Annotated in this window: 24 protein-coding genes; 8 read left to right on the top strand and 16 right to left on the bottom strand. The window is 72.3% G+C overall.

Annotated elements, in window-relative coordinates:
* From TR50_RS39615 to TR50_RS39600, 4 genes are all read right to left on the bottom strand, one after another.
* On the bottom strand, window positions 1–1,212 hold a 1,212-nt coding region (locus TR50_RS39615), incomplete at its 3' end, for a hypothetical protein (RefSeq protein WP_201776937.1).
* A gap of 280 nt (window positions 1,213–1,492) precedes the next feature.
* Complete coding sequence (locus tag TR50_RS39610) at window positions 1,493–2,200, bottom strand: class I SAM-dependent methyltransferase (protein WP_084701787.1); 708 nt, start codon at window positions 2,198–2,200, stop codon at window positions 1,493–1,495.
* 79 nt (window positions 2,201–2,279) lie between these two features.
* Entirely contained in the window at window positions 2,280–2,534 is a 255-nt protein-coding gene (locus TR50_RS39605) for a hypothetical protein (RefSeq protein ID WP_236654787.1), read from the bottom strand.
* A 189-nt stretch (window positions 2,535–2,723) separates the two neighbouring features.
* The gene (locus TR50_RS39600) at window positions 2,724–3,938 is read right to left on the bottom strand and encodes a M20 metallopeptidase family protein (protein ID WP_439654278.1); all 1,215 of its coding nucleotides are present in this window, start codon (window positions 3,936–3,938) and stop codon (window positions 2,724–2,726) included.
* A gap of 311 nt (window positions 3,939–4,249) precedes the next feature.
* Between TR50_RS39600 and TR50_RS39595 the strand changes: the two genes are divergently transcribed.
* A complete protein-coding gene (locus TR50_RS39595) occupies window positions 4,250–5,473 on the top strand; it encodes a GNAT family N-acetyltransferase (RefSeq protein WP_042434416.1) in 1,224 nt (407 codons plus the stop codon).
* A 240-nt stretch (window positions 5,474–5,713) separates the two neighbouring features.
* Here the strand turns inward: TR50_RS39595 and TR50_RS39590 are convergent, their stop codons facing one another.
* The 3 genes from TR50_RS39590 to TR50_RS39580 form a co-directional block, all read right to left on the bottom strand.
* Complete coding sequence (locus TR50_RS39590; RefSeq protein ID WP_042434412.1) at window positions 5,714–6,742, bottom strand: Gfo/Idh/MocA family protein; 1,029 nt, start codon at window positions 6,740–6,742, stop codon at window positions 5,714–5,716.
* Window positions 6,743–6,835: 93 nt separating this feature from the next.
* Window positions 6,836–7,093 (bottom strand): hypothetical protein, encoded by a 258-nt coding sequence (locus TR50_RS39585; protein ID WP_042434410.1) that lies wholly within the window; start codon window positions 7,091–7,093, stop codon window positions 6,836–6,838.
* Window positions 7,094–7,233: 140 nt separating this feature from the next.
* A complete protein-coding gene (locus tag TR50_RS39580) occupies window positions 7,234–7,641 on the bottom strand; it encodes a hypothetical protein (RefSeq protein WP_042434407.1) in 408 nt (135 codons plus the stop codon).
* A gap of 209 nt (window positions 7,642–7,850) precedes the next feature.
* On the opposite strand from TR50_RS39580, the gene TR50_RS39575 reads away from it, so the two are divergent.
* Entirely contained in the window at window positions 7,851–8,231 is a 381-nt protein-coding gene (locus tag TR50_RS39575) for a nuclear transport factor 2 family protein (protein WP_042434405.1), read from the top strand.
* A 111-nt stretch (window positions 8,232–8,342) separates the two neighbouring features.
* Here TR50_RS39575 and glnII read toward each other — a convergent pair whose 3' ends face one another.
* Window positions 8,343–9,368: a glutamine synthetase gene (gene glnII, locus TR50_RS39570; protein ID WP_042434403.1), complete on the bottom strand. Its 1,026-nt coding sequence runs from the start codon at window positions 9,366–9,368 to the stop codon at window positions 8,343–8,345.
* A gap of 483 nt (window positions 9,369–9,851) precedes the next feature.
* On the opposite strand from glnII, the gene TR50_RS39565 reads away from it, so the two are divergent.
* The 3 genes from TR50_RS39565 (at window position 9,852) to TR50_RS39560 (ending at window position 12,031) form a co-directional block, all read left to right on the top strand.
* Window positions 9,852–11,105, top strand: a complete 1,254-nt coding sequence (locus TR50_RS39565; RefSeq protein ID WP_042434401.1) for a helix-turn-helix domain-containing protein — start codon at window positions 9,852–9,854, stop codon at window positions 11,103–11,105.
* A 120-nt stretch (window positions 11,106–11,225) separates the two neighbouring features.
* Window positions 11,226–11,357 (top strand): hypothetical protein, encoded by a 132-nt coding sequence (locus TR50_RS49955; protein ID WP_269084842.1) that lies wholly within the window; start codon window positions 11,226–11,228, stop codon window positions 11,355–11,357.
* 254 nt (window positions 11,358–11,611) lie between these two features.
* Window positions 11,612–12,031, top strand: coding sequence for a TIGR03668 family PPOX class F420-dependent oxidoreductase (locus tag TR50_RS39560; RefSeq protein WP_042434434.1), 420 nt, complete (start codon window positions 11,612–11,614; stop codon window positions 12,029–12,031).
* 300 nt (window positions 12,032–12,331) lie between these two features.
* Here TR50_RS39560 and TR50_RS39555 read toward each other — a convergent pair whose 3' ends face one another.
* The 3 genes from TR50_RS39555 to TR50_RS39550 form a co-directional block, all read right to left on the bottom strand.
* The gene (locus tag TR50_RS39555) at window positions 12,332–13,552 is read right to left on the bottom strand and encodes a beta-ketoacyl-[acyl-carrier-protein] synthase family protein (protein ID WP_042434398.1); all 1,221 of its coding nucleotides are present in this window, start codon (window positions 13,550–13,552) and stop codon (window positions 12,332–12,334) included.
* Window positions 13,553–13,716: 164 nt separating this feature from the next.
* Window positions 13,717–13,959 carry a hypothetical protein gene (locus TR50_RS46285; RefSeq protein ID WP_152648884.1) on the bottom strand — a complete coding sequence of 81 codons (243 nt, stop codon included), beginning with the start codon at window positions 13,957–13,959 and terminating at the stop codon, window positions 13,717–13,719.
* Window positions 13,960–14,086: 127 nt separating this feature from the next.
* Window positions 14,087–14,668: a TetR/AcrR family transcriptional regulator gene (locus TR50_RS39550; protein ID WP_042434395.1), complete on the bottom strand. Its 582-nt coding sequence runs from the start codon at window positions 14,666–14,668 to the stop codon at window positions 14,087–14,089.
* Between the two features lie 128 nt (window positions 14,669–14,796).
* On the opposite strand from TR50_RS39550, the gene TR50_RS39545 reads away from it, so the two are divergent.
* Window positions 14,797–15,780 (top strand): zinc-dependent alcohol dehydrogenase family protein, encoded by a 984-nt coding sequence (locus TR50_RS39545; protein ID WP_042434392.1) that lies wholly within the window; start codon window positions 14,797–14,799, stop codon window positions 15,778–15,780.
* Between the two features lie 47 nt (window positions 15,781–15,827).
* Here TR50_RS39545 and TR50_RS39540 read toward each other — a convergent pair whose 3' ends face one another.
* Together TR50_RS39540 and TR50_RS39530 are read right to left on the bottom strand one after the other, a co-directional pair.
* Window positions 15,828–17,036, bottom strand: a complete 1,209-nt coding sequence (locus tag TR50_RS39540) for an MFS transporter (RefSeq protein WP_042434390.1) — start codon at window positions 17,034–17,036, stop codon at window positions 15,828–15,830.
* Between the two features lie 421 nt (window positions 17,037–17,457).
* Entirely contained in the window at window positions 17,458–18,090 is a 633-nt protein-coding gene (locus TR50_RS39530) for a YigZ family protein (protein WP_236654786.1), read from the bottom strand.
* A gap of 176 nt (window positions 18,091–18,266) precedes the next feature.
* Here TR50_RS39530 and TR50_RS39525 point away from each other — a divergent pair, with 176 nt between their 5' ends.
* The gene (locus TR50_RS39525) at window positions 18,267–19,574 is read left to right on the top strand and encodes a DUF5685 family protein (protein WP_042434385.1); all 1,308 of its coding nucleotides are present in this window, start codon (window positions 18,267–18,269) and stop codon (window positions 19,572–19,574) included.
* 19 nt (window positions 19,575–19,593) lie between these two features.
* On the opposite strand, the gene TR50_RS39520 is transcribed toward TR50_RS39525, so the two are convergent.
* Window positions 19,594–19,803, bottom strand: coding sequence for a hypothetical protein (locus TR50_RS39520; protein WP_042434382.1), 210 nt, complete (start codon window positions 19,801–19,803; stop codon window positions 19,594–19,596).
* Here TR50_RS39520 and TR50_RS47355 point away from each other — a divergent pair.
* Window positions 19,796–19,960, top strand: coding sequence for a hypothetical protein (locus TR50_RS47355; protein ID WP_160311263.1), 165 nt, complete (start codon window positions 19,796–19,798; stop codon window positions 19,958–19,960). The two genes, TR50_RS39520 and TR50_RS47355, sit on opposite strands and share 8 nt — an antisense overlap.
* 26 nt (window positions 19,961–19,986) lie before the next feature.
* On the opposite strand, the gene TR50_RS39515 is transcribed toward TR50_RS47355, so the two are convergent.
* Both TR50_RS39515 and TR50_RS39510 read right to left on the bottom strand, forming a co-directional pair.
* Window positions 19,987–20,910 (bottom strand): alpha/beta hydrolase, encoded by a 924-nt coding sequence (locus tag TR50_RS39515; protein ID WP_042434427.1) that lies wholly within the window; start codon window positions 20,908–20,910, stop codon window positions 19,987–19,989.
* A gap of 59 nt (window positions 20,911–20,969) precedes the next feature.
* The coding region (locus TR50_RS39510; RefSeq protein ID WP_369405815.1) for a TetR/AcrR family transcriptional regulator at window positions 20,970–21,629 on the bottom strand (660 nt) is incomplete at its 5' end.

Below are 21,629 nucleotides of genomic sequence, written 5' to 3'. Positions count from 1 at the left end.
GCTGCCGGAGACCTGCAGCGAGACCGCCGTGCCGACCGTGCTCGTCTGGCTGCCCGGGTTCGTCACCGTGACGGTGTTGCCGCCGTGGTTGACGATCGGGTGCGAGATCGCACAGGCGTTGGTGTCGTTGGACCAGCTGGCCTGCTCGGTGAAGGTGCCGGTGCCCATGGCCACGTTGGACGCGCCGCCGGCCTGGCCCGCGGCGATCCAGGCGCACTCGTCGGAGTTCTCCTCACCGGAGGAGGCGTTGGTCCAGCCGCCCGCCGGGAACTGGTCCGACATCATCTCGTGCCACTCGTGGCCGAGGGTCATCGTCCAGCCGTCGAGCGTTCCGGGGCTGTTGACGAAGCCGACGCCGCAGCCCGAACCGGAGTCCATGTTGTAGGGCTGGTTGGAGAAGGCGAGCGGGCCGTCGGGGGAGTTGACCGCACCGCCGGTCAGCGAGGAGTCACCCGTGTAGTCGTGCCAGGCGCAGTACTGGCCCTGGTAGTTGTCCGGGTTGGTGCCGTGCGGCGAGAGGATGACGTAGTACGTGTGGCGGTTGGAGGCCGCGGTGGTGTTGCCGAAGTGCGTGGCCGCCTTGACCGCTTCCTGCCCGAGCTGGTTGCCCGTCGCCGCGCTCGGCGAGGCGCCGGAGTTGTCGTACCAGACCCCGGACAGCACGCCACCGCTCTGGTAGGGGACGTAGCTGGCGCCGGTGGCCGGGCAGCTGGTGGCGCCGGAGGAGACACCGTTGCCGTCACACCACTGGGTCAGGTCCGCGGACCACAGCTCGTTGCCGGTGCCGATGCCCTTGAACATCTCCTGGGTCACCGCGGCGGCGCCGTCCGAGTCACCGGAGAAGGTGGCGTCGCCCGCGCTGTTGGTGCTCTCGCTACCCCACTGAGTGCCGTAGAAGACGAGGTAGACCTGCGACTTGCCGTCGTTGACGCCCACCCCGCCTATACCGCCGCCGTAGGACAGCGTGTTGGCGCTGGTCGCGGTCGGCGAGTCATGCGTGCCCGCCCACTGGTTCATCTTCGCGTTCTGCGTGACCGTGGGGATCACGCCGTGCCGGTAGGAATGCCCGGTCGCCGGGTCGTACGGGTTCGCCGTGTGCGACGCGGCGGTCGCCGGCGCCACCATGCCCAGCGCCGCAGCGCCGGCCAGGGAGAGCGTCGCGAGGCCGACCATGGCCCCACGACGCACGCCCCCACGAAGAGGTATGCCCATCAAGGAAGATCCTCTCTTGACGGCAGCTCGAAGCTGCCAGGAGAACGAGGACGGGCGACAGTGAAGGTCATGATCATGCCAATATTGCGCATGCACGTGCGCACTCGCACAACACCGCACAGGATCGAGCTGTCGCCACCACAACAAGTGGTGCACCTTGCCTGGAAAAGGGAACCAGGCACCTGACCACACGTCAAGAGAGCCGACGGTCGACGCAGTTGTCGCTGGTCCCGGGGTCACGCGGGGACGGGGACGCCGGTGGCCGCCGAGCGGTGACGCCTCAGGCGGCGGGCGTGGAGAGCCTCGTGCCGGCGAGCAGCCAGCCCCGGATGCCCACCGTGTTCAGTGTGATCTCGATCGTCGCGGGGTCCAGCGAGTCGATCCGCAGGGTGCCGGCGAACGCGGTCGTCAGGTCGTTCCTCGTCAGACGGTACGGCACCTCGACCCCGGGCGTCCTGGGTTCCCGGTCGCTGAAGCCCAGCATGAAGTAGCGGCCGCCCGGGCGCAGCACCGCCCGCAACCCGTCGGCGAAGGCCGGGCGGTCGCCCGGGGCCAGCATGTGGAACAGGCCGGAGTCGAGCACCGTGTCGAACCGCTCCCCCAGGGCGGCCAGCCGGCGCGCGTCGTGGCGGAGGAACCGCGCCGTCACGCCTCGTTCGCCGGCCTTCGCCCGGGCGGCGCTCAGCGCGCGGTCCGCCAGGTCCACGCCGGTGGCGTCGAGGCCGAGCCCGGCGCACATGAGCACGTGCTCCCCCGTCCCGCAGCCGACGTCCAGCACCCTCCCGCGGAGGGCGCCGCTGCGCGCGAGGCCGAGGAACGCCTGCTGCGGGCGTCCGATCTCCCACGGCGGCCGCGTCGCGTAGAGGCCGTCCAACCGCTGCGGGAGCCCGGCGGCGGCATCGTCGGCGCCGACGGCCCGGTCCGCGTGGCGCGCCTGGTCCGCCCGGTCCGTGTCGTCCGCGTCGTCGCGCGAGGACGGTTCGGGCATGCGCAACGCCTCCCGTCACCCCGGCTTCGCCGGCAGGGACGCCGACCAGGACACCCTCGATCGTACGTCGGGGAGTCCGTCAGCCCGCGGTGGGCTCGATGGATTCGAGCAGCGCGGTCAGCTTCTCCACGGTCTCCCGGTTGGCACGGCCGAGCATGATCAGGGGCTTGTCGCCCAGGGGGTAGTCGGCGTGGAGCGACGGAAGGGTGATGCCGTGCCGACCGAGCGCCGACTTGAGTCCGGTCACGAGCACCTCGCCCAACCGGTTGACGTCGACGGTGTCGGACGAGGGGGTGGCGCGCACGCTGGCGGCCTCATCCGTGGAAGCGGGCATGGACGTGGAACCCCTTGGTGGTACGGCGGCCGGTGAGTGTCGTTGTCTCAAGGATGCTGCTGCTCAGAGACTGTTGACACCCCGTCCAGGGAACTTGGCATGTGCCAATCCGCCACGCCCTTCCGGGGGGTGGCGGATCGACGTGTCGACGGGAACGGGTCCCGCGTTCGTCCGGCCGGGGTCCGCTCGTCACGCACGGGCGAGTCGGCGCAGCGCGAGCTCCGCGAGCAGCGCCGCGCCGTCCGGCAGCACGGCGTCGTCGAAGACGGCGTGGGACGAGTGGTTCTGCGGCGCGGTGGTGTAGTCGTCCTGCGGCGGGCAGGCGCCGAGCATCAGAATGGCGCCCGGGACCCGTGCGAGCACGAAAGCCATGTCCTCGGCGCCCGGGGTGGGGTGGGCCGCCTCCTGGCAGCGTCCGGGACCGAACAGGTCCACGACGGCGCGCGCGGCGAACGCGGCCTCGGCGGGGTCGTTCAGCAGGGCCGGGTAGCCCTCGTGGTACACCACCTCGACGCCCAGCCCGTGGGCGGCGGCGATGCCGGTGAGCAGCGTGCGGACGCCCTCGCGCAACCGCTCCCTGGCCTCGGCGGAGAAGGTGCGCACGGTCGCCTCGAAGCCGGCCTCGTCGGGGATGACGTTGCGTTTGGTCCCGCCCCGGATCAGGCCCACGGTGACCACGACCGGGTCGTGGATGTCGAAGCGTCGGGTGACGAAGGTCTGCAGTGCCGTCACCATCTCGCACAGCGCCGGGATCGGGTCGGCCGCCCGGTGCGGGGCCGAGCCGTGCCCGCCCCGGCCGCGCACCGTCACCAGCAGCCCGTCCGAGGCCGCGCCGGCCGTCCCCGGGCGGACCGAGAAGACGCCGAACGGGAGCCGGTTCGCCGAGACGTGCAGCGCGTACGCGGCCACCGGGGTCTCGCCGGAGGCGTCGAGCAGGCCCTCCGCGAGCATCGCGGACGCACCGCCGCCGTCGGTGCCCTCCTCGTCCGGCTGGAACATGAAGACCACCGACCCGGCCAGCTCCGCCCGACGCGCGGCCAGCAGCCGGGCGGCGCCGACCAGCATGGCGACGTGCAGGTCGTGACCGCAGGCGTGCATCGCACCGGGAACGCGGGACGCGTACGGCAGGCCCGTGGCCTCGGTCAGCGGCAGGGCGTCCATGTCGCCGCGCAGCAGCACGGTCGGCCCCGGACGGCCGCCGCGAAGCACGGCGGTCACCGAGGAGAGCGCCGCCCCGGTGCGGATCTCCAGCGGCAGCCCGGCGAGCGCGTCGAGCACACGCCGCTGGGTGCGGGGCAGCTGCCGGCCGAGCTCCGGCTCGCCGTGGACCTCGCGGCGCAGGGCCGTCAACTCGTCGGCCAGCGGGCGTGCTTCGTCGAGCAGGGCGATCCGTGGTGCGGACAAGAGCGGCACTCCTTCGGGGTCGGAAGGGGATCGAGGGTACGCGGGTGCACGGGTGCGCGGACGCCGTGGCGTCCGCCAGCTTGTACCGGATCACCCGCGGGTCCGACAGAGGCGCGCCGGAACGGGCCCGGGCCCGGCGGAACGCGTAAGTCCCTTGACCGGACGGCTGCCGCGCGGTGCACTGAGCCCTGACGCTCTGACACCACGCATCAGGGTGTCATCCCGTACTCTGCCCTGCCCTGTCGCTCCGCCCTGTCGCTCTGCCCTGTCCCCGGCCCGAGACGCGTCGGGGGGAAACCGGAAAGGACCCCATGGACATCCGATCCACCACCGACCAGGACCTCGACGTCTTCCTGGGCACCCTCAACGCCGCGTTCGGAGTCTTCCGCAAACCCGTGGCCGACGGCGGTACGGGCTGGTGGTCGGCCTTCGAGATGGACCGGAACCTGCTCGCCGTCTCGGCGGACGGTCGGCCCGTCGGAACGGCCGGGGCCTACTCGTTCGAGCTCACCCTGCCCGGCGAGGTCACCGTCCCCGCCGCCGGGATCACCGCCGTCGGCGTGCTCCCCTCGCACCGCCGCCAGGGCGTGCTCACCGCCCTGATGCGGCATCAGCTCGCGCAGCTGCGCGAGCGGGGCGAGTTCCTGTCCGTGCTGCTGGCCTCCGAGGCCGCGATCTACCGCAGGTTCGGCTACGGTCCGGCGACCTACACCCAGCAGCTGACGGTGCCGCACCGGGAGGCCGCACTCGCCGCCCCGCGCGCACAGGCGCACGGCGGGGGCTCCGTCGAGCTGCGCACGCGGTCCGAGTGCGGCGAGGTCCTGGAGGAGGTCTACGACCGCTACCGCCGCGTCCAGCCCGGGGCGCTGTCGCGACCGCACCGCTGGTGGGCCAACGGCGCCGGACAGCCCCCCATCGCCCCGGCCCCGCGCTACGTCGCCGTCCACCGCGACGCCGAGGGCGTCGCGACCGGGTACGCCTCCTACGCGGTCGACGCGGACCCCGCCACCGGAACGCGCACGCTGACCGTCGACGAGACCGTCACGACCACGGACGCGGCCTCCACGGCCCTCGTCCGGTACCTGCTCGGGCACGATCTGGTCGACCGGGTCGTGTTCAAGCACTTCCCGCCCGAGCATCCGCTGCGCTGGCAGCTGGCGGACTTCCGCGCCGCCCAGGTGAACCGGCACCAGGACTGGCTCTGGGTGCGCCTGCTCGACGTCCCCCGCGCCCTGACGGCCCGTTCCTGGTTCGCCGACGGCGAGCTCGTCCTCGCCGTCGCCGATCCCCTCGCGGGCGAGCACACCCGCTACGCGCTCACCGTCCGCGACGGCAAGGCGCAGTGCGTCCCCACCGATGCGGAACCCGACCTCTCCCTCGACGTGAGCGACCTCGCCTCGATCTACCTCGGCGGCACCACCCCGAGCACCCTGGTACGCGCCGGCCACATCCACGCCCACCACCCAGCCGCGGCAACCCTCGCCGACTCCCTCTTCCACAGCGACCGCGCCCCGCACTGCCTCCACTGGTTCTGACGGCGCGCCGTATCCAACCGAGTCACGCAACGGGGCTCGCGCGGTGGGGAGGCCTCCTGCCCCTCGCCCGCAAGGCCCCCACACGACTCGGCGCGGAGGCTCCACCGGGTCACCTCGACCCGCGACCGCCGACGGCAGGGCGGGGAACGCCCCCCGGCTGCCCACCACCCACGCGCGGCACGGCTCACGCGCCCCCCGGCGACCCGCGCTGCCTACGCGCCGGGCCCGGGCCCGCTCCGGCTATGCCTCCGCCGGGGCGGCGCCGCGGAGGGGCAGGCCGGCCGCGCGGTAGATGTCGTCGAGCACGCCCATGGTGACCACGGCGTCCCGGGCCGAGGTGAGGACCTCGGCGCCGTCGAGCGCCGCGGCGGCGAAGGCCGCGAGCTGGGCGGCGTAGCTCGTGGGGCGCTTGGGAAGCCGTTCGTGTCGGACGGGCCCGCCGCCCGCGCGCGGGCGCACGGTGAGGCGGTGGTAGAGCTGCGGCATCACGAAGTTGGTGACCCGGAGCTCGCCGTCCTCCCCCACCGCGCGCGCCCGGATCGCCAGCAGCCGCCGGGACCACATCGACGCGCGCACCCGCCCACTCGCCCCTCCGGGGAAGGTCAGCTCCGCGCTCATCGCACGGTCGACACGCGGATCCCGGCGCAGCGTCAGCATCCGCGCCGAGTCGACCCGCGGGTCGCCGCCGAGCAGACGGGCCACGTGGACGGCGTAGCAGCCGGCGTCCATCGTCGCGCCGCCGGCGAGCCCGTAGTCGTAGCGGATGTCGCCGAACCGCGGCAGCGGGAAGCACAGTTCGGCCTCGACGCGACGCAGCGCGCCGAGCTCCCCGCTCGCGACGATCTCCCGCATCCGGGCGGCCAGCGCGTGATGGCGGTAGTGGAACGCCTCCATGACCACCAGCCCGTCGCGCGCGTAGGCCGCGTCCGCGGCGTCGGCGACGCGCTCTGCCTCGGCGCGGTTGGCCGTGAACGGCTTCTCGCACAGCACGTGTTTGCCGGCGGCCAGCGCTTTCAGCGTCCATTCGGCGTGCAGGCCGTTCGGCAGCGGGATGTACACCGCGTCCACGTCGGGATCGGCCAGCAGCGCGTCGTACCCGGTGTGCACAGCGGGGATGCCGTGCTTGCGGGCGAACGCCTCGGCCCGCGCCCGGTCGCGCGCGGCGACGGCGACCACGCGTACGCGCGGCACCGCCCGCGCGGGCTCGATCAGCGCACTGGGCGCGATGGCGGCCGCACCGAGCAGCCCGATCCGCAGATTCTCCGGCACGGGGACACTCTGCCAGCCGCCGCCGCAAAAGCAACGGTCCCCCCGGCCTTCGAGGCCGGGAGGACCGTCTGTGCGCCGGTGGCGCAGCCCCCGTTATCGGATGCAGATCTGGTGCGCGGGGACCCAGGTGCGGGTCCAGTAGCCCTTGCGCCACTCACCGCGCCGGTCGCGGGAGGCGGGGTGCCAGGTGGGCACCCACTGGCCCCTGACCACCTGGCACCGCTCGTGGCGCCCCGGACCGTGGTGCGGCGCCGCCGACGCCGTCCCCGCCACACCCAGCACCGCGACGCCCGTGAGCGTCACCGCGGCCGAACCCAGCGCCACCATCTTCGTGAACCGTCCACCCATCATCGTCCTGTCCCTTCTCGCGTCAGAAATGCCGTTTTCCAGCGGTCTTGTCCCGCCCGGCACTCATGACACTCCCTCACCAGGGGACGGCCGACGCCACGACCCACCGGCCCGTAACGGAAGTCTCATCCGCCTCATCGAACCTAAATAGTCATAGGAACCGTCTCGTGGACCTGTACCTGCACCTGCACCGGGCGGGCGGAGAGGATGTGGCGGACGCCCGCGTCGGGGATGGTGTGCATGAACAGACTCCCCTCGGTGAGGGCGAGCAGCAGCCGCTGGTGGGCCCGGCCGTCGACGAGCCAGCCGCGGGCGGCTTCGGCCGCGGACGCGTCGAGCTGCTCGGCGAGGCGCTCGGCCCGGTCGGTGATCCAACCGAGTGCCTCGCTGGGCGAGGAGACGGGACAGGCGGCGAGCCAGAAGGAGTGCCCGCTGGCGGGCAGATGCGCGACCGCCTCGCACCAGTACGCGGCGAACAGCCGGTCCGCCGGGGCGTGCGGAGCGCCGACCGCACGGGAGCCGCCTTCGCGGCGGGCGTCGTTCGGATGCACGGCGGTTCGTCTCCCTGATGTCGTGTCAGCATGGTTGCGGGCAGGCTGAGTTGCGCGCGGCACAAGCTGCCGCGCGCTGCCCTGGCCAACCAACATCGCCGCACGTTGGCTTGTCCATGGCCAGCCGCGCGCCTCACCCGAACGGGTGAAATTTGTTCACACTCCGGTCATACGGGCGGCCCGAGGCGGGGCGACGACACAATGCGCCCATGGATCGAGAGAGCATCGAACGGTTCGTCAACTCCTGGGCCTCGGCGTGGAATACCCACGACGTCGAGGCCGTCCTCGCCCACTTCGCCGAGGACGTGGTCTTCTCCTCGCCGGTCGCGGCGCGCGTCCTCGGGAGCGACGGCGTGGTGCGCGGCAAGGACGCGCTGCGCGCGTACTGGACCGAGGCGCTGACGCTGGTCCCGGACCTGCGCTTCGAGGTGCTCGGCTGCTACGCGGGCGTCGACTGCCTGGTCGTGCACTACCGCAACCAGGTGGGCGGGCTGGTCAACGAGGTGCTCGTCTTCGACGGCCCGCTGGTCGTCCGCGGCTACGGCACCTATCTCAGCGGCGACCGGTCCGCACCGGCCGGCATCGGCTGACAGCCGGGGCAGCCGCCGGACGACACCGGAAGGCGCCGGAAAACACCGCGCGCCCTCCGGTACGGGAACCGGAGGGCGCGCGGAGTTCTGCGCAGCGGCGGGGCCGCAGGATCAGACCTGGCCGGCCTTCTCCAGGGCGGAGCAGCAGGTGTTGACCAGCAGGCGGGTCACCACGTACGGGTCGACGTTCGCGTTCGGGCGACGGTCCTCGATGTAGCCCTTCTTGTCCACCTCGACCTGCCACGGGATGCGGACCGAGGCGCCGCGGTTGGAGACGCCGTAGCTGTAGACGTTCCACGGGGCGGTCTCGTGCTTGCCGGTGAGGCGCTCCTCGACACCGGTGCCGTACTGGGTGACGTGCTCCATCACGATGTCCTGCGACGCGCCCAGCGACTCGCACGCGGTGATGATGGCGTCGTAGCCCTCACGCATGGCCTTGGTGGAGAAGTTGGTGTGCGCGCCCGCGCCGTTCCAGTCGCCCTTGGCCGGCTTGGCGTCAAGCGAGACGACGACGCCGTAGTCCTCGGCGATGCGGTGCAGCAGCCAGCGGGCCATCCACATGTGGTCGGAGACCTCGAGCGGGCCGACCGGGCCGATCTGGAACTCCCACTGGCCGGGCATGACCTCGGCGTTGATGCCGCAGATGGCCAGACCGGCCTCGATGCAGGCGTCCATGTGCTTCTCGACGATCTCGCGACCGACGACCTTGCCGGTGCCGACGCCGCAGTAGTACGGGCCCTGCGGGGCCGGGAAGCCGTTCTCGGGGAAGCCCAGCGGGCGGCCGTCCTCGGTCAGGAAGGTGTACTCCTGCTCGATACCGAAGATCGACTCCTGCGCCGCGTAGGTCTCGGCCACCGAGGAGAGCAGGGCCCGGTTGTTGGTCTCGTGCGGCGTGCCGTCGATGTTCAGCACCTCGCACAGCACCAGCACGTTGTCGCCGCCGCGGATCGGGTCCGGGCAGGAGAAGACCGGCTTCAGCACACGGTCCGAGGCGTGACCCTCGGCCTGGTTGGTGGAGGAGCCGTCGAAGCCCCAGACCGGGAGCTCGGCGCCGTCCGCCAGGATCTTCGTCTTGGAGCGCAGCTCCGCGGTCGGCTCGGTGCCGTCGATCCAGATGTACTCGGCCTTGTAGCTCACGGGCGCAGCTCCTCGCAGATGAAACACGCGGTGGGTGGGGGCGATGCTGTGGCGCTCGGCGTCGCTCCGCTGCACTGGGGAGTTACGTCCTTGCCTCTGCTCGTGTAGGAGATTCACAGGACGCAATTTCCCGGCTGTTGCCCGTTTGTGAACGGGAGGTTAATCAGACCATGAGTGGCGGAGATCACAGACGGAAGGCGCGCCACCTGCGAGCACACCTACCAGCGCCGCTCCCGGAACGACCCCTCCCCCCTGGTCGGCCTTCGCAGCGTGGACGATGCCGCACGAGTGGAGCTGTTGTCCCTCGGAGGGTGTGGGGTGCGCCCGGCGGCTTCGACGGAGGGTGATGGCGCCCTGCACGGGGCCTCTCAGGAGCCGCCAGAGGCACCCGCACGGTTCAGCCTTCGCGGATCGACTGACGCGGAACGGCCCCGCTCTCCTACCCTGACAGTGTCGAGCTGCAAGGGAGAGAAGGGCGGGGCCATGTCCTCCTTCGACGCTACCCCGGATCCGGGAGCGGAGCCGATCCGCTTCGGCCAACGTTTGAAGATCCTCCGCACTAAGAGAGGCCTGACCCGCGAAATCCTGGGCGGACTCCTCGGACACAACGCACAGTGGGTCAAGGACCTCGAGACCGGACGCCTCCAGATTCCCCGGTTCGACACGGTCCTGGCCATCGCCGAAGCCCTCCGCGTGCGGGACCTGGCCGACCTCACCGGTCGTCACGTCAACGACGCGGGACTGTTCATCGGCCCCGGCCACCCGCGCCTCGCCGCCGTGGCCGCCGCCGTCAACGCCATGCCCGGCCTGAACCTGGAACCAGCGCCGCCGACCGCGCACGTCCGCGCCCGTCTCGACGCTGCTTGGAGGGCCAGGCACAGCGCCCCGAACCATCGCGAGCGGATCGGCGCGCTGTTGCCGGACCTGATCCGCGACGCCCAGCTCGCGGCCCGCCACGCCGCGACCCCGCCAGAGCGCAGGGCAGCGCAAGCCGTCCTCGCCGAGGTGTACTCCCTCACGCAGTTCTTCGTGGCCTACCAGCCCGACAGCGCCCTGCTCTGGCGGGTCGCGGAGCGCGGCATGGTCGCTGCCCAGGAATCCGAAGACCCGCACGCCATCGGCGTGTCCGCGTGGCTCCTCGCCCAAGCCCACCGTGACTCCGGCCTGGATCACTTCGACGCCGCCGACAGCATCACCATGGACGTCCTCGCCTACCTGCGCCCGCTCCTCCCGGACGCCGAACACCCGGTGCTGTCCATCGCCGGCGCACTGCTCTTCGAGGCCGGCTACACGGCGGCACGACGCGGCGACAATCCGGGCGCATGGTCCTACTGGGACCAGGCCCGCAAGACCGCCGAGCGCCTGCCCCCCGACTTCTACGACCCCATCACGTCGTTCTCCCAGGCCATCATGGGCGCCCACGCCACCACCGTCGCCGTGGAGCTCCACGCAGGCGGCGAGAGCGTCCGCCAGGCCGCGCGCTCCGAGGCGACGGTCATCCCGTCGCGGCCGCGCAGGGCCCGGCACCGAATCGAGATGGCGCGCGCCTACCACCTCGACGGACAGCCCGACACCGCCCTTGCAGTACTGGACCAAGCCTTCGAGGCCGCCCCGGAGACGATCCGCTACAACGGCTACGCCAAGCGCATCATCCTGGAGAGCGTGGAAGCCGCCGCGCCGGATCGCCGCCGCAGGGCCGCTCACCTGGCCGAGAAGGTGGGCCTCCTCGCCGGCTGATGCGTATGACGAGTCCTCACAATCGAGGGGGTGCAGATTGCACCCCTCATCTCTTTGCCCGCTCGTACTGTCACTGACGTGAGCATCCTCGCCCCGCGAGCGCGTCAGGAGGCACCACCTATGGCCGATCAGAACCGCGTCGAGGTCGAGTACGACGACGTGGTCCAGCGCTGGTACGTCGCCGTCGACGGCCGACCGCTCGACGACGGCGACGGTCACCCGCTCCACTGGCGCGACTACTCCGCGGCGTAGGCAGTGAAGACCGGCCTCGATCCCGCGCCCGCCGCGCTCACGGCCAGTGCCTTCGCATGCGGCCAGCGGTGAGCGGACCCCGGTGGGGATGTGCCTCGGCGACGACCTGCGCGCCCTGGGGCCTGGCTGTGGTCCCGGATGCGTTCACCGACGGCCCAGCGGTGTTGCTGGATCCATTGGGGAAGCGCCACTTCCGGCACCCGTTGACAATGAAATGATCTTGATGCCTGCTTTCAAGACCGATACTGGTGCGCATGAGGCTTGACCCCACCGAGGCCCGCCGCCGCCTCGAGGCTGCACGGTCCGCGCGACTCGCCACCGCCTCCGCATCAGGTGTGCCCCACCTGGTACCCATCACCTTCGCCGTGGACGACGACCGCCTCTTCTTCGTCATCGATCACAAACCGAAGACCACCGCGAACCTGCGCCGCCTGCGGAACATCAGCGAGAACCCGCACGTGAGCGTTCTCGTGGACCACTACGCGGACGACTGGGAGCAGCTGTGGTGGGTCCGCGCCGACGGCATCGCCGAGGTCTGGCACGGCGGCGTCGAGCGTCACAGGGCCGTCGAGCTACTGGCCGCGAAGTACCCGCAGTACCGCGCCGCCGTCCCGGACGGACCCGTGGTCGTCATCTCCCTCGGCCAGGTCACCGGCTGGTCCTACACGGACTGAACCAGAGGAGGTGCTGCGCGCCGCGATCCTTGAGGCAGAGCTGACGCCTGGCCGGCAGATCCGGTCGAAGGACGAGCTCGCCGCCCGCTTCGAGACGATCCGAGTCACCGTGGGGAGGCCATCGCGCTCCTGCCGGTACACGCGTCGCACATGCTGCGAATCCGACTACGCCAGGCGAACCGTCACCTGCTGTAGGGCTCCCGCCCGGGGAGGTCGTTGCCCGGGCAGGCCCCCGCTGCTCGTTGCCGTCGAAGGTGGTCGATGCCGGCCGGCGAGGCGAGCTGGAAGTCCGCCTCCGGCTCACGCCCCGGTGAGGACGAGGCTGACGTTGTGGCCGCCGAAGCCGTAGGAGTTGGCGAGGCCCGCGCGCCATGCGCCGCGGCGCGGCGTTCCGGTGACCAGGTCGAGCTTCACCTCCGGGTCCACGTTCTCCAGGTTGCGGACCGCCGGCAGCTGCCCGTCGTGGAGCGCCAGCGCGGTCACGACTGCGCCGAGCGCGCCGGAGGCGCCGAGCAGGTGGCCGGTCATCGACTTCGTCGCGGTGACGACGGGGTGCAGTCCGATCGTCTCGGCGATGACCTGTGCCTCGACGAGGTCGCCGGGGGGCGTGGAGGTGGCGTGGGCGTGGACGACGCCCACGTCCAGCGGGTCGACCTCGGCGTCGGCCAGTGCCTGGCGGATCGCGCGCCGCTGCCCGTCCGCGTCGGAGGCGGTGATGTGCACGGCGCTGGAGGTGATGCCCGCGCCCGCGACGTGGGCGTAGACGCGGGCGCCGCGCGCCCGCGCCCGGTCGGCGCGTTCCAGGACGACGACGGCCGCGCCCTCGCCGAGGACGAAGCCGTCCCGGTCGACGTCGAAGGGACGCGACGCCGCCTCGGGCGCGTCCTCGCGCTTGGACAGCGCGGTCATCTGTGCGAATCCGGCCAGCGGCAGGGGCGCGATGCAGGCCTCCGTGCCGCCCGCGACGACGACGTCGGCGCGGCCGAGACGGATCAGGTCCAGCCCCATCGCGATGGCCTCCGCGCCGGAGCTGCACGCGCTGACCGGCGTGCGCGCGCCGCCGCGCGCCCCGAGGTCCATGCTGACCCACGCGGCGGGGCCGTTGGCCATCATCTGCGTGACGACGTAGGGCGAGACCTTGCGGGCGCCGTGCTGCTCCAGTGCGTCGTCCTGCGCCAGCAGCGATCCGACGCCGCCGGTGCCCGTGCCGATGACGACCGCGAGGCGCTCCGGCGCGACCTCGGGCCGGGCCGCGTCGGCCCACGCCTCACGGGCCGTCACCAGGGCCAGCTGCTCGCAGCGGTCCAGCTTGCGCGCCTCGACGCGCGACAGCACCTCGGTCGGTTCGACGGCGAGCCGCGCCGCGATCCGCACCGGCAGCTCGCGTGCCCATGGGTCCTCCATCAGGGCCACGCCCGACCGCCCGTCGAGCATCGCCGCCCAGGTCGACGCGACGTCGCCGCCCAGGGGCGTGCTCGCGCCCAACCCGGTGATCGCGACCTCGACCAGCTCCCGTGCCATGGCAGTGTCCCCTCGTGCTCGTTCGTTCGAAGCGCACGAGAAGATCATCGCCAGCCGAATCCGTCCGTGCGCGGTGAACCTCAGCCTCGCACGGGGATTCGGCCCGCCGAGACGCCGGAGTGCAGCGAGTCGGACGCACGGATTGTGTCGGGTTCCTACAATGCCTAAGCCCAGGGATCCGCCAGCTCGCCGCGCTCGATGGCGAGCCGCGCCGCGCCGTCGTTGCGGTACTGCGGCGGCACGACCGACAGCGGCAGGTCCTCGCCGGTCAGCCGCGAACGGGCCTTGACCGGCCGCAACAGCGGACGTGGGCCGGGACCGCGCTCCATCCAGTCCGCGAGCGTGGTCCAGGTGTCGCCGAAGGGGTGTGCAAGGAGGAGTAGGACGTCCTCTGGTGGTGGCAGCATCGGCACCTCGCCCGGTGGCAGCAGCTGACGCAGTGAAGGTTCTCCGACCGATCAGACTAGGACCGAGGGTCGCCCCACGGGGAGTCAACGTCCGAGATCCGCACCGGCAGATCGGGCGGCGGGCGGATCAGGCGGCGGGCAGGTGGGCGGCGACCAGGCTCCGTGCGGCGGCCTTCGAGGCGTCGACGACACCTCGGTCCTGGAGCAGCCGCCCCGACGCCAGCGCGCCGTCGATCAGGAGCCCGAGGTGGCCGGCCAGCGCTTCGGGGGCGCCCGCGCCCGCGTCGCGCGCGAGCGCGGTCAGCCACTCCTGGCGTCGGCGCGTGTGGGCGACGGTCGCGTCGTGCGGCGGCGAGCCCGGCTCGGCCTCGACGGCGGCGCTGACGAACGGACAGCCGAAGAAGCCGTGGCGGTCGAAGGAGGCCAGGAGCGCGTCGAAGAGACCCACCAGTTGATCCGCCGGCTCGGGACCGGCCGCGGCGGCCGCGGTCTGCAGCTTCTCCATCCACGCGTCGTCGGTGCGCCGCAACGAGGCCGCGATCAGTTCGTCCTTGGTGCGGAAGTGGGCGTAGAGGGTGGACTTGGCCACGCCCGACTCGGCGATGACCTGGTCCACGCCGACCCCGCGCAGCCCGTGCCGGTGGAACAGCTCCCCGGCGGTGTCCAGGATCTTCTGTTCGCTTCTCGTCTTGCGTACCTGCGTCCCCATACAAGACAGACTAGTCCGTTCGATTAGCCGGGCCAACCTCTTTGCCTTCCTTAATCGGACGGACTAGTCTGTCTGATTAAGGAAGGCAAAGAGGCCAAGAGAAGAGACCAAGAGAGATGAGGTCGGCCATGGACGCCATGGTCCTCGAGCAGTTCGGCAGCCCCCTCGTCCGCCGGGACGTGCCCACGCCCACACCCGGGCCGGGAGAGGTGCTGGTCCGGATCCACGCCAGCGGCGTGAACCCCTTGGACACCAAGATCAGGGCCGGTGCGGCCGCCCACGCCCGTGTGCAGCCGCCCGCCGTGCTCGGCATGGACCTGGCCGGCGTCGTCGAGGAGACCGGGCCCGGCGTGGACGCCTTCCGGCACGGCGACGAGGTCTACGGCCTGACCGGCGGCGTGGGCGCGCTACAGGGCTCGCTCGCCCAGTACGCCGCGGTCGACGCACGCCTGCTCGCACCCAAGCCGGCCGCGCTCGCCATGCGCGAGGCCGCCGCCCTGCCGCTGGCGGTCGTCACCGCCTGGGAGGGGCTCGTCGACCGCGCCGGGGTCGGCCCCGGTCAGCGGGTCCTGGTCCACGGCGGAGCCGGCGGCGTCGGAAGCGTCGCCGTCCAGATCGCCTCCGCACACGGCGCGAAGGTCTACTCGACCGGCTCGCCGCGCAGCTTCGACGTCATCCAGGCGCTGGGCGCCACCCCCATCGACCGCACCGCCGTCAGCGTCGAGGACTACGTGGCGGAGCACACCGACGGCGAGGGGTTCGACATCGTCTTCGACACCGTGGGGGGTCCCGTCCTCGACGCCTCCTTCACCGCGGTGCGCACCTACACCGGCCACGTCGTCAGCGCGCTCGGCTGGGGCAGCCACAGCCTCGCACCGCTGTCCTTCCGCGGCGCGACCTACTCCGGCGTCTTCACCCTGCTGCCGATGCTGACCGGCCGCGGCCGCGAGCACCACGGGGAGATCCTCCGCCAGGCCGCGCAGCTGGCCGACCGCAGCCTGCTGCGACCTCTGCTCGACCCCCGCCGCTTCACGTTCGACACCGTGGCCCAGGCGTACACCGAGGTCGAGCAGGGCACCGCCTCCGGGAAGATCGTCATCGACGTCGCCTGAGAGCCCGGACGAGACGGATCGCCTCCGCACGCCGGGCCCCTCGACGGTCAGCCCTGCCGCCCCAGACGGAGCAGGTAGCCACCCGCCGCCGCGGCCAGCACCGCCATGGCGGCGGCGAAGTACAGTCCCGCGTCCTGGAGGCCGACGGTGGTGGCCATCAGACCGATGCCCACCACCGGCAACGAGATCCCCGCATAGGCCGCGAGGAAGAACGCCGAGATGACCTGGCCTCTCTCCGCCGCCGGGGCCATGGCCGCCAGCCGGCTCACCGCCCCGCGCAGGGCGAACCCCTGACCCGCGCCGCCGACGACGGCGCTCAGGACGATCAGCGCGAACGACTGCCAGGCGAGCGCACCGGCAAGCAGCATCAGCCCCACGACCAGGAGGCCGCACCCGGCCGGCAGAGCACGCACGGCGCTCACGCGTCCCGCGAGCAGCTGGCCGACCGTCGACCCGGAGAAGACGACCAGGGCCACGAGACCCACGACGGCCAGATTGCGCACGCCCAGGTACTGCGTGAGGAACGCGGGCGTGACGGAGGTGAACACCCCGAGCAGGGCGAACCCCGCAAAGCCCGCCAGGGCCGACGGGACGAACACCGCCCGCACGGACGCCGACAGCGCGGGCAACCGCACCCGGGCCGCCGACCAGGGCCGCGGCTCAGGCACGGTCTCCGGCAGCGACCGCAACGTCAAGCCCGCCACCGCCAGCAGGACCAGATGCACCGCGTAGGGGAGCCGCAGCGGCCACGGCGCGTACTGGGCCAGCGTGCCGGAGAGCACGGGACCGATACCGAGGCCGCCCATGTTGGCGGCGGTGGCCACCAGGGCCGCACGGTTCCGCCTCTCCGCGGGGGCCAACTCGACGATGTACGCGGTGGCGGATCCGGTGAACAGACCGGCCGAGAAGCCCGAGCAGAGCCGACCCGCGAACAGCAGCGGCAGCCCATGGGCCGTCAGGAAGCAGACCGCGCTGGCGGCGCCGAACGCCAGGCCCACCAGGGCCACCCTGCGGCGCCCGACGACGTCGGACAGCCCGCCGCCGAAGGCGAGCACACTCATCACCGCGACCGCGTAGACCGCGTAGATGACCGTGACCATCAGCTCCGAGAAGCCGATCTCCTGCCGGTACAGGCCGTACAGCGGCGTCGGCAGTGTGGTGCCCGCCATCACGACGGCGAACGCCCCGGCCGCCTCCGCCTCGGGACGAACGGAGAACGCCGACCGTCGGCTTCCCCGCGGTCGAAGCGTGACCATGCCTCCCACCGTAGCCCCGGCACGCCGGACCTTCGCGCCCACACGACAGGCAGGCCGACCCGGGCGCCGTCTGGGATCTCCTTAGGGGTCCCTCAGGTGAGACCGCCCGGCGCGGCCCGCCCGTTCGGAGGCGGATGATCTCCATGACAGCAGCCCACGCCCGTACGTGTTCGGCACGCTCCCGGTGGTCACTCTGGTCGGTGGCGTCGTTCGTTTCCGTCGGATCCGTCGGTTCCGCCCTCTCCGTCGGATCGGTGGGAAGCTGCCTCTCCGTCGGATCGGTAGGGGGCTTCCTGTCGGTCGGATCGGTGGGGAGCTTCCTGTCCGTCGGCTCCGTGGGTTCGAGTCTCTCGGTGCTGTCCGTCGGCTCCCGAAGCGGCGTGCGCGGGCTCCCGGGCCGCCCGTCCGCGACCGCGTGAGCTCAGTTCACCGGCACGTCGACCAGCGTCGTGCCGACGCGCTCCGCCAACGCCTCGCCCGCGGTCGTCTCGGCGAGCCACGCCTCGAACCCGGGCACGCCCTCCTCCGGCACCCCGACCTCCACGACCACGCCGGACGCGTCGTAGGCGACGTCCCGCACGGCGTATCCGGCCGCGCGCAGGTCGTTCTCCAGCCGTCCCGCGCGCACGTGGTCGGTGTGGACGGCGAGCAGCGCCACGGGGCGGCGTTCGACCAGTCCGACCTCGTCCAGCGCCTCCGCCACCACCCCGCCGTAGGCGCGGACCAGCCCGCCCGCACCGAGCAGCACGCCGCCGAAGTAGCGGGTCACCACCGCGACGGTGTCGGTGACGCCGCGTCGGCGCAGCACCTCCAGCATCGGCGCCCCAGCCGTTCCGGCAGGCTCGCCGTCGTCGTTGGAGCGCTCACGGCGCGGGTCGTCGCCGACGACGAAGGCGGTGCAGTTGTGGCGCGCGTCCCAGAACTGCTTGCGGATCCCGGCGATGAACGCCTGCGCCTCCGCCTCGTCCCCCACGCGTGCGAGGTGGCAGACGAAACGGGACTTCTTGATCTCGATCTCGTGGACACCCGGCCCGGCCACGGTCAGATACGGCACGGACTCGCCTCCACCTTCACTTCTCCCCGCTCTCCTGCCGGCCAGCCTACCCGCGCCACCGCTGGCCAGGGCGGCTGCGCCCGGCCGGCGGCAACCGGTACGGTGGGCGCGATCATTCGGGGAAGCGATCATTCGGGGGAAACCGGGGGAACCGGGGAACCGGGGGAGGACCGGGCGTGTTCGGAATCATTCGGCCCTGTCGGCACCGCCTGACGGAACGTCTGCTGGAGAGTTGGACGGCCCATCTGTGCGGGCTGTGCCTGGCGCTGCGCGACGGTCACGGCCAACTGGCCCGCACCGCCACCAACTACGACGGACTGGTCGTCTCCGTCCTCGTCGAGGCGCAGACGGCGAGCCGGCCGGACGACCGCCGCAGGGCCGGCCCGTGCCCGCTGCGCGGCCTGCGCACCGCGCCCGTCGCCCGGGGCGAGGGGGCCCGGCTGGCCGCTGCGGTCTCGCTGGCGCTCGCCTCGGCCAAGATGCGTGACCACGTGGACGACGGGGACGGACTCTTCGCCCGCCGTCCGGTCGCCGCGGCCGCGGGCGGCGTGGCGGAGAGGTGGCGCCGGCAGAGCAGGACGGCGGGGAGCTCGCTCGGCTTCGACGCCGAGGGCCTGTTCGCCAGTCTGGAGCGGCAGGTCGAGGTCGAGGCGGCCGCCGGGTTCAGCTCCTCGGTGCTGTTGGTGACGGCCCCGACCGAGGAGGCCACGGCGCTGGCGCTGGAGCACACCGCCGTGCTCGCGGGCCGTCCCGGCAACCGCGCACCGCTGCGCGAGGTGGGCCGCTACTTCGGCCGCCTCGCCCATCTCCTGGACGCGGTGGAGGATCTGAGCGAGGACCAGCGCACCGGCGCCTGGAATCCGTTGGTCGCCACCGGCACCACGACGACGGAGGCGGAGCGCCTCTGCCGCGACGCGGTCCACGGCATCCGGCTCGCGCTCGCCGAGGTCGAGCTGATGGACGGCGCGCTGGCGCACCGACTGCTCGCGCACGAGACCGAAGCCGCCGTCCGGCGCGTCTTCGGCCACGCCCGCAACTCCTGGAACCCTCCGCCGGCCGGCCCCAACCCGTACGGCGGAGGCCAGAACCCCTACGGCAACCCGGGCGCAGCCGGTCCCCAGGACGGCAACCCGTACAGCGGCGGTCCGTACGGTGGACCTTCCGGGGGCGGTCCGGGCGGCGGCTCGTTCCCTCCGGGCGCGTTCGGTGGCGGGCCTTTCGGTGGCGGGCCTTTCGGCGGGGGGCCGGTGCCTCCTCCCCCGCCGCCGATGCCACCACAGCGCAACGGCCTGCTGCGCGCCTGCGGCATGTGGGCGCTGCTCTGCTGCACCTGCCAGGCCTGCTGCCGCGAGGAGTACCCGAATCCCTGCAACGGGCGTCCGATGCACGGAGCCTGCCGGGACGCGGACTGCTGCGACGCCTGCGACTGCTGTGAGTGCTGCGAATGTTGCGAGTGCCTCGAATGCTGCGACTGCAGCTGCTGAACGGCTGAGCCCGCCCGGGTCAGCCCCGGGCGGGCTCGGCCGTCGCGGCGCGGTCCGCAAGAGCCCGCACCTGCTCCGCGCAGACCGCCCAGGTCTCGCAGGAGAGGAAGTGACCCACGCCCGGCATGACGTGAAGCGTCGCGGGCGCAGTGATGCGGTCGAGGGATCCGCCGTGCCACTTCGCGCCGATCTGACGGCTCTGCGCCTTCGCATCCCGGAAGATGGTCACGCCGTGGGCAGCCTCCTTTGCCGCACTGCTCGCGGCACCGGGCGAGCCCGGGACGGCCGGGGCCGAGACGACCCGGCTCGAGACAGCCGAGCCCGCAAGCCCGGACGACCGCTTCACGGCGACGCTCGGCCGAATCCTCACCGGCGTGCTGGGCTGAGGACCCGGCACCGGGCCGCACCCGGATCAGGACGTCAATTGCCTGCGCAGGAAGGCGACTTCCAGCTCGACGGCCCGCTCGTGCTCCCCCTGGAAGGGCGCGTAGTGCCCACCCGGCAGGTGGACCACCTCGGCACGGGGAGCACGGTGTGCGGCCTTGAGCACCGGACCTGGAGGCGCCGAGCGGTCGTCGTCACAGACCACGACGAGCAACGGGCACCCCACACGGGAGACATGACGTCCCGACATCGCGAAGGCGAGCCGCAGCGCAGAGCGGGCCGCGACCACCTGCCGCCACTCCGGATACGACCCGTCCGGATCCAGCGGACTCGGAGTCACGCCGCCGTCCGGCGTCGTCAGCACGGCGACCTCGCCACGACGCCCCGCGAGCGGCACCGCCCGCGGCGGTCGACCGAGGCGTGATCCGATCTCGTCGACGAGACCTCGCCCGAGCAACCGCGCCATGGCACGTGGGCTCTGGTAGCGGGCGGCGTTCAGTGCGGCCGTCGCTCCGCCGAGGGCAGGCGTCTGAGCCACCACCGCGGCCACGGCCGGCTCGCCCGCAGCGACGTCGAGGATCTGACCGCCCGTCGCCGAGAAGCCCCACAAGGCGAGCCTGCCCGCAGCGACGCCCGGCAGGCTCGGCGCGAACGCCAGCGCCGCCTTCCAGTCGGCGAGCTGGCTGCCGCGCGTCACAACGGGGCACGGACCTTCCCCGCTCTCCCCCATCCCCCGGAAGTCGAACGCCAGGACGTGGAACCCGGCTTCCTGGAACCGCCAGGCGAAGCGGTCCGTACCGGGGCCCCTCGGAACCGCGAAGCCACCTGCCATGATGACGCAGGCTCCGTCACGTCCTGGATAGTGCCAGGCGACGCACTCCCCGCCGCCGCTGGCGAAGCGAACCTTCTCGCGCTGCTGCGCGTCCTGCGTGTGCTGTACCGATACGTCCATGTCGACCTCCGTGTCGACCCGACCGGATTCGCCCCTACACCACGAGTGAACCACATGGTTCACTTTGCGTCCACGCCCGCCTCCCCGTCAGCGGCCTCCTCACGCTCCAACGCGCGCAACAACGCTTCGAAGCCCGCCGCCACCCCGTCCTCGTCCCGGCTGAGCAGCCGCTCCAGCAGGAACCCGCGGAGAGTTCCGAGGATCATCTCCGCCACGCCCCGCTTCCGCCTCTCCGACCAGTGCAGGGGGCAGAGCCCGACGAGAATCGGCAGGTACTGCTCGGAGGCATGCCGCCCGAGGTCGCGATACCGCTCCGGGTCGTACATCGCCAGACCCATCGCCTGGTCCAACACGCGCGCCAGGCCGGCCTCCTCGCCCATCAGCATCGGCCAGACCACACGAATGCGATCCGCCAGCGACGTCTCCGCCGACGTCTCCGTCAGAGCGCCGACCGCGTGGTCGATCCGCCGCTGCCGCAGCTTGCCGACGGCCTGGCGCAGGAGATCCTCCGCGCCGTCGAAGTGGTAGAGCAGGACCTTGTGCGTCGTGCCTGCGGCCCGCGCGGCGCGACGCAACGAGAAGTCGACGAGCCCGTTCACGGCGAGGTCGTCGGTCACCCGCTCAAGAAGCTCCAGTCGGCGCGCCTCTCCCCGAGGCGTCCCGGTCGACCGTGGGTAACCCGCGTTCGTCTCCACCTGCGGAGCGTACAACGCCACAAC

This window comes from Streptacidiphilus anmyonensis (assembly GCF_000787855.1).
Taxonomy (GTDB): Bacteria; Actinomycetota; Actinomycetes; order Streptomycetales; family Streptomycetaceae; genus Streptacidiphilus; species Streptacidiphilus anmyonensis.
Note: the sequence above shows the minus strand (reverse complement) of the source record. Positions and strands in the feature narration are given on the sequence as shown.

Coding starts and splice junctions, on each gene's coding strand:
- TR50_RS39610 (WP_084701787.1), bottom strand. CDS start 2,200: ATGCCCGAACCGTCCTCGCGCGACGACGCGGACGACACGGACCGGGCG.
- TR50_RS39605 (WP_236654787.1), bottom strand. CDS start 2,534: ATGCCCGCTTCCACGGATGAGGCCGCCAGCGTGCGCGCCACCCCCTCG.
- TR50_RS39595 (WP_042434416.1), top strand. CDS start 4,250: ATGGACATCCGATCCACCACCGACCAGGACCTCGACGTCTTCCTGGGC.
- TR50_RS39585 (WP_042434410.1), bottom strand. CDS start 7,093: ATGATGGGTGGACGGTTCACGAAGATGGTGGCGCTGGGTTCGGCCGCG.
- TR50_RS39575 (WP_042434405.1), top strand. CDS start 7,851: ATGGATCGAGAGAGCATCGAACGGTTCGTCAACTCCTGGGCCTCGGCG.
- TR50_RS39565 (WP_042434401.1), top strand. CDS start 9,852: ATGTCCTCCTTCGACGCTACCCCGGATCCGGGAGCGGAGCCGATCCGC.
- TR50_RS49955 (WP_269084842.1), top strand. CDS start 11,226: ATGGCCGATCAGAACCGCGTCGAGGTCGAGTACGACGACGTGGTCCAG.
- TR50_RS39560 (WP_042434434.1), top strand. CDS start 11,612: ATGAGGCTTGACCCCACCGAGGCCCGCCGCCGCCTCGAGGCTGCACGG.
- TR50_RS39555 (WP_042434398.1), bottom strand. CDS start 13,552: ATGGCACGGGAGCTGGTCGAGGTCGCGATCACCGGGTTGGGCGCGAGC.
- TR50_RS46285 (WP_152648884.1), bottom strand. CDS start 13,959: ATGCTGCCACCACCAGAGGACGTCCTACTCCTCCTTGCACACCCCTTC.
- TR50_RS39550 (WP_042434395.1), bottom strand. CDS start 14,668: ATGGGGACGCAGGTACGCAAGACGAGAAGCGAACAGAAGATCCTGGAC.
- TR50_RS39545 (WP_042434392.1), top strand. CDS start 14,797: ATGGACGCCATGGTCCTCGAGCAGTTCGGCAGCCCCCTCGTCCGCCGG.
- TR50_RS39540 (WP_042434390.1), bottom strand. CDS start 17,036: ATGGTCACGCTTCGACCGCGGGGAAGCCGACGGTCGGCGTTCTCCGTT.
- TR50_RS47355 (WP_160311263.1), top strand. CDS start 19,796: ATGGTCACGCCGTGGGCAGCCTCCTTTGCCGCACTGCTCGCGGCACCG.
- TR50_RS39515 (WP_042434427.1), bottom strand. CDS start 20,910: ATGGACGTATCGGTACAGCACACGCAGGACGCGCAGCAGCGCGAGAAG.